At 64.7% G+C, this 5,826-nt stretch carries 5 protein-coding genes; 2 read left to right on the forward strand and 3 right to left on the reverse strand.

Annotation, left to right across the window (positions count from 1 at the left end):
• Positions 1-1,193: 1,193 nt before the first annotated feature.
• Both istA and QN345_RS14765 read left to right on the forward strand, forming a co-directional pair.
• On the forward strand, positions 1,194-2,720 hold the full coding sequence (gene istA / locus QN345_RS14760) for an IS21 family transposase (RefSeq protein ID WP_322140260.1): 1,527 nt from the start codon (positions 1,194-1,196) through the stop codon (positions 2,718-2,720).
• Complete coding sequence (locus tag QN345_RS14765) at positions 2,717-3,388, forward strand: ATP-binding protein (protein WP_322140259.1); 672 nt, start codon at positions 2,717-2,719, stop codon at positions 3,386-3,388. Before istA ends, QN345_RS14765 begins: the two co-directional genes overlap by 4 nt.
• 3 nt (positions 3,389-3,391) lie before the next feature.
• Here QN345_RS14765 and QN345_RS14770 read toward each other — a convergent pair whose 3' ends face one another.
• The 3 genes from QN345_RS14770 to QN345_RS14780 form a co-directional block, all read right to left on the reverse strand.
• Positions 3,392-4,459: a hypothetical protein gene (locus QN345_RS14770; protein ID WP_322140880.1), complete on the reverse strand. Its 1,068-nt coding sequence runs from the start codon at positions 4,457-4,459 to the stop codon at positions 3,392-3,394.
• A gap of 395 nt (positions 4,460-4,854) precedes the next feature.
• On the reverse strand, positions 4,855-5,193 hold the full coding sequence (locus tag QN345_RS14775) for a helix-turn-helix transcriptional regulator (protein WP_322135572.1): 339 nt from the start codon (positions 5,191-5,193) through the stop codon (positions 4,855-4,857).
• 3 nt (positions 5,194-5,196) lie between these two features.
• Positions 5,197-5,826 (reverse strand): site-specific integrase (locus QN345_RS14780; RefSeq protein WP_323508802.1); only part of this gene is annotated, 630 nt, incomplete at its 5' end.

Here is a 5,826-nt window from a genome sequence, read left to right on the forward strand (position 1 = left end):
ATGGGCTCGGATCTCCGCTGACACGATCTCAGTTCCGCGCTACGTAGAGGCGATTCGGCGACACCGGCTGCGAAGTGCTTTCTTCTCTTCCCTCCGTCTCTCTTCTCACCGAATTCGTAAGGGTGACCGAGAGCTCAGGAGAATCACATCACGGGCGCTATGTTCGCCAGTGAATATTGGCTTCGTTGGGCACCACCTGTGGTGCGGGTGAGCCCCACTGTTCAGATGCGTGATTCGTATCGTTCAGCCCCACTGCCGGCGTGGTTGAGCACCACCTGAAAAGCTCCTCCCACCATGTGAGCGCCACGTGGTGGAAGGAGTACCGGCAATGGTACGGAAGATCAAAGCGAAGCAGATCCTGCAGCAGCGAAATCAGGGTTTGTCGCGACGGGCGATCGAGTCTGCTCAGGGGATGTCCCGGCACAGTATTCGGGCTGTGCTCGCTGCAACAGAGCGGCTCGGGCTCGGCTGGGACGACGTCGCGGAGTTGTCGGAGGCCGCGGTGTATTCGATGTGTCAGCGCCAACGGCCTACTATTCAACGAGCGTCGACACGATGCTGTTCCCCGGCCGCGGCGTGCATGAGAGCGTCTTCGCGCAGCCGGGCTGGGCGCCGGTGGCCTCGAAAAAGCCCCGGCTTCCCTGCACCTGGGGGAGGCGAGGAATGTGCCGGGGCTCGTTTGTTGGAGTGGGGGACTCCGCCGTCAACGGTAGGCGGGTGGGCTGAATGCCGGCTGTGCGGGACACGCGTGTGCGGTGGGAACGGCAAGGTCGGAACTGGTGATCCCGAGTGTTTCAGAACTAACGGTGAGTACTGCAATTCAAGCAGGAGGTTGTGTGACGTAGTCATGAGAATTGCTGCAGGCGAGATTCCGTCGATCTGCGAAGGCGAGAAACGGGAGTCGTGAGACGTTTTATATCTCTAGGGTTATGAGGCATGCGGAGGCCTTGAACACGGTTTCTCATTGACATCCGCGCGGAACCAAGCCAGGACCATTTGTTAGCGGCCATGCCAAACTGCCCATAGGCGGCCACGGAAGTGCCCACTGATGGCCAGTAGAACGGCCCGTTGGTGGCCATGAGATCTGCCCACTTCTATTTCTGAACCCCCGCCCGGTTACGTGGCGGGAGCCCCTTCCTGGGATTTGATGACGGTGTCTAGTCGCATCAAAGTCGCCCAGGAAGAGGCCCTGAATGAAGTTTGACGGAGAAATCATGGAAATACTCGCTGCCTACGACCTGACTGAGTCGTTGCGTGCCGCGGCCGAGCTCACGGGCTGCTCGCATCACACCGTCGCCCGGCACGTCGCCGCGCGCGATGCGGGCCGGCCGCTCGCGGAGCCCGCCTACCGGGGCCGGGTCACGGACCCGTTCCTGCCCAAGATCGAGGAATGGGTGGAGGCGTCGCAGGGCAAGATCCGTGCGGACCGGGCCCACGCGAAACTGATCGGTCTGGGCTACGCGGGTTCGGAGCGGTCGACGCGGCGGGCGGTCGCGCAGGTCCGCGCTGCGTTCCGGCTCGGTCGGGTGCGGGTGCACCGGCCGTGGATCACGGAGCCGGGGATGTGGTTGCAGTATGACTTCGGCGACGGCCCCGTCATCGATGGGAAGAAGACGGTGTTGTTCGTCGCGTGGCTGGCGTGGTCGCGGTTTCGGATCGTGATCGCGTTGCGGGACCGGACGGCGCCGAGCGTGTTCGCCGCGTTGGATCGCTCGTTCCGGCTCCTCGGCGGCGCCCCGACCTACGTCCTGACCGATAACGAGAAAACGGTGACCGTCTCCCATGTCGCCGGGGTGCCGGTGCGGAATCCGCAGACGGTGGACTTCGCCCGCCACTACGGGGTGAGCGTGCTGACGTGTCAGCCCGCGGATCCTGCGTCCAAGGGCGGGGTGGAGTCCTCGGTGAAGCTCGCCAAGGCTGACATCGTGCCCAAAGACACCAACCTGCGGCCCGAATACGCCTCGTTCGCCGAGGTCGAAGCGGCCTGCGAAGCATTCATGGCCCTGGTCAACACCCGGGAGCACCGCGCCACCAGGCGGAAGCCGTCGGTGATGCTCGAGGAGGAACGGCCCCGGTTGCACCGGGTCCCTGACACGGCGCACACCGTCGCGCTGGGCCTGACGCGAGCCGTCCCGGAGAACACGCCGATGGTCACGTTCGAGAACGGCCAGTACTCGGTGCCGGCGCACTTGCTCGGCGCCCGTGTGTTCGTCCGCAGCCACGGGGTCGGGGCCTCCGAGCAGGTCGTCATCGTCCACGTCGGCAGTGACGGGCCCGTTGAAGTCGCCCGGCACCGGCGGGCCCGGCCGGGCAGCCCGAAGATCGACGACGCGCACTTCCCCGACCATCGGGAGAAGATCCCGGGCGACTACACGATCACCCCGCGCAGCGCAGCGGAGACGGAGTTCCTGGCCATCGGGGCTGGCGCGCACGCGTGGTTACTCGAAGCGGCCGCGGCCGGGACCGCGCGGATGAACGTGAAGATGGCCGAGGCCGTCGCGTTGGCGAAGATCAGCGGCACCGCCCCGGTCGATGAGGCCCTCGGGCAGGCGGCCACTTATGGTCGTTTCGCGACCGGTGACCTCGCCTCCCTCCTCAGCGCAGGCTCGATCCGTCCGCAGGCACGCACGGCGGGCGAGACGAGCTCGCTCGCGCAGGGCACCGCCGGGTGGGCGGCGATCGGGCAAGCCGCCGATGACGAGTTGGAGCAGAGCGCGTGAGCGTCACCCAGGCCGCCGCGCCCGCGCTGCCCGCGGACCTGGAAGCGTTGATGCGGCAGTTGAAGATGCCCTACGCCCGCGCCCTGGCGCCGGAACTGATCGCGACCGCCCGGGCGCAACGCTGGGAACCCGTCGAGATCATCAAGGCCCTCTTCGTTGAGGAAGTCACCGGCCGGTCCCGGTCGATGCTCGCGACCAGGAGGCGAGCGGCGGGGTTCCCCACAGGAAAAACATTCGACACCTGGGACGAATCGGCGTCCTCGATCCCGGCCCCCACCCAGCAGGCCCTCCGGACGTTGGAATGGATCGGCCGGAAGGAGAACGTCGTCGTTTGCGGGCCCTCCGGGACTGGGAAGACCTTCTTCCTCGAGGCCCTCGGCCAGCAAGTCGTCGAGGCCGGGATGAGGGTCGCGTGGTTCCGCCTTGAGGACCTCGGCGCTCTCGTCCGCGCGCACCGCGCCGACGACTCCGTCGGCCGGGTCGTCGCCCGGATCCTGCGCTCGGACCTGATCGTGATCGATGACATCGGGCTCCTCGAAGTCGGGGCCGACGCCGCGGAGGGCCTCTATCGACTCGTCGATGCGGCCTACGAGAAACGATCCATCGCGGTCTCGTCGAACCTGCATCCCGCGAAGCCGCATACGTTCAAGTTGACGTATGCGAGTTGATACCTAATCTTCATAGGTTGAAGCGAAGACTTCTTCCTCGCGGTCGACAGCATCGAAGACGTAGTGCAGTGCGCCGCCGGCTGTCATGCCGAATGCCGCGGCGACCAGTCTCGGGTCGTGGGAGTGGGCGAGATCGGCGAGACGGGTTTGACGCAGGACAGCTGGCGTGACGCCGGCCGGATCGAGAATATGAGTCATGAAATACGGCGACGCTGCAGTTTCGTGAGCGCGTGAGTCTTTCGTGAGGACGAGGTGCGGGTTGTTCGTTCGCAGCGCCAGCCGCGCCGTCAGCACCGCATCGATAGCAGCGAGCGTGATGGGGTCCAGCGGCACGTTATACGGCCGTCCCGCGATGACCATCGTCCCTGCCTTTGTGCTGATGTCCGAGACCAGAACAGCGCGGATCTGACGGCTGCTCATACCGTGGAGAAGAGCGAACAGTCCGACCACGCGCTCTCTCGGGTCGATGGTGGTGAGTATCCACCGATGGATAAGTCGGCGTTGTTCGGCGCTGTTGAGCGTTCGTCCGGCGAAGCCTGTTGGGCGTGGTCGAGTCAGACCGAGGGCCGGGTTGATCAGGATGAGCTTTCGTTTGCCAGCGAAGGTGAAGAACATGCGGAAGCTGGCTAGCCGATGCCGGGAGCGGCTCCCGAGGAACTCCTCGATATCGCCGGCGGTGACGGCGGCCCAATCGTTGATGCCGCGTCTCTCGAGGAAGTTGGCCAGGGCCGCGACATCAGCCAGTCGGGCCTCGATCGTGGCGTCTTTGAGTCCGCGGCCGCCGACCAGGTTTGCTCGAGTGCGCGATCGCAGGAGATAGTCGCAGAAGGCTGCCACGGCCGGGCGGAAGGGGATGGGGGCGCGGGCCAGGCGGCGCTCTCGGCGCCCCGCGCTCCGGCGGTCTTCCTCGTCTTGGAGGAAGGATCCGAGCCCATTCGTGACGAAATACTCATTGACGATTCGGGCGGTGTCGCCCGGTGATCGTCCGGGTGAACGCAGCGCGCGGACCAGAGCTTCGGGAGTGCAGACTCCTTGGATTAGGTGGTGTTCGATCTGCCGCAGGTGTCGCACCGCTACTGCGCTGACGAATCGGTCGCCGATGTCGTCGACCAGGGGTTCGAACCAGTTGGGAATGCTCGCCCCGAGCCGGATAAGAGCGGCGGCTGTTCGGTCGATCAGGGAGTTGTGGGTCCTTTGATAGCAGGCCGTGCATAGTCCGTGAGCTGCGTGTTTGGCCAGACGGCCACACTGGTCGCAGTTTCGCGGTGTCGGTTCTTTCCGGGGACGAGCTCGGCGCACGCACATCCCGCACAGGTCCTGTTCCGCACGGAGCACTCGCCGTTGGCCACACCGTGGGCACGGTTCCATCGTGGCCTCGCGTTTGGCTTTCCAATAGCACGAGGTGCAGCGACCCCGAGCATGGAGATTGGGGCTTCCACAGTCGATGCAGTTGCCGACGAGCGTCATCAGAATGGTGGCGGGGTATTGCGCGAGGCCCGAGACCGTTCCTGACCGGCCGCCGCTCGGAGGGGCTCCTGCGTGACCGGAGTTGGCGGAGTCCCGTTGCCGATGTCGGTGGTCGTATCAAGTTCGAGGAGATCATTTGCGGTGCAGTCCAGCGCTTGGCACAATGCGGCCAGAGTCGCGAGCTTAATTTGCGAAGGCTGTTGAGTCATCAAGGCGGAGATCGACGCGGATGAGAGTTCCAGACCGGCCTTGTCGACCAACAGGCGCCGCAGTTGAGCACCGGTCCACACTTCTCGTTGAGCGGCAGCCATCCGGAGCCGCCAGCGAAACTCTGCCATGTCCTATTCCTCCTTGGTCGCTTCGGCGAGAGTGGTCGTGAGGGCACGACGATAGGCGTCCTCGACGAACGTAGATGAGGGCGTCACATATCGCATCGTCGTGCCCACATTCCAATGGCCCAGCATCTGCTGAATGGCGACGAGATCGACACCGCGCTCGTAGTTGCGCGTCGCGCAGGCATGCCGCAGACTATGAGGGCTGAACTGCTCGTGGACCGGCCGGCCCTCCGCTCTGCACAGGGCCGCCAACCGGTTACGGATCGATCCTGAATTCATGAATCGGCCGCCCTCGTCGCAGAACAGGGCCGGGCTGCTTCCTCGAAATTTGGGGCGGACCTCGTCGAGATACCAATGCAGGATCAGGCCCAGATCGTCCAGCATGGGCACCCAGCGTGGCCTGGGACCGGAGCCTTTCGCCGCCTTACCCAAACGCACGTGAATCTTCCCGAACGGGCCTCGGTCAAAATGAAGATCGCGGATTTCCAACGTCGAGGACTCTGCAGAGCGAAGACCTGCGTGATAGAGCGTCCGGAAGAGTGCGTAGTCCCGAGCGATCGGAGCCCATTTTCGCGACTGCTCCATTCGAGCCTTCAGGAACGCGAAGAAGTCATCCATGCGCTCGGGCGATGGGGG

The sequence above is a fragment of the Cryobacterium sp. 10I1 genome, from assembly GCF_035019805.1.
Lineage (GTDB): Bacteria > Actinomycetota > Actinomycetes > Actinomycetales > Microbacteriaceae > Cryobacterium > Cryobacterium glucosi.

What these genes read in the sequence shown, in the direction of transcription:
- istA (WP_322140260.1), top strand. Translation starts at nt 1,194, where the DNA reads ATGAAGTTTGACGGAGAAATCATGGAAATACTCGCTGCCTACGACCTG.
- QN345_RS14775 (WP_322135572.1), bottom strand. Translation starts at nt 5,193, where the DNA reads ATGGCAGAGTTTCGCTGGCGGCTCCGGATGGCTGCCGCTCAACGAGAA.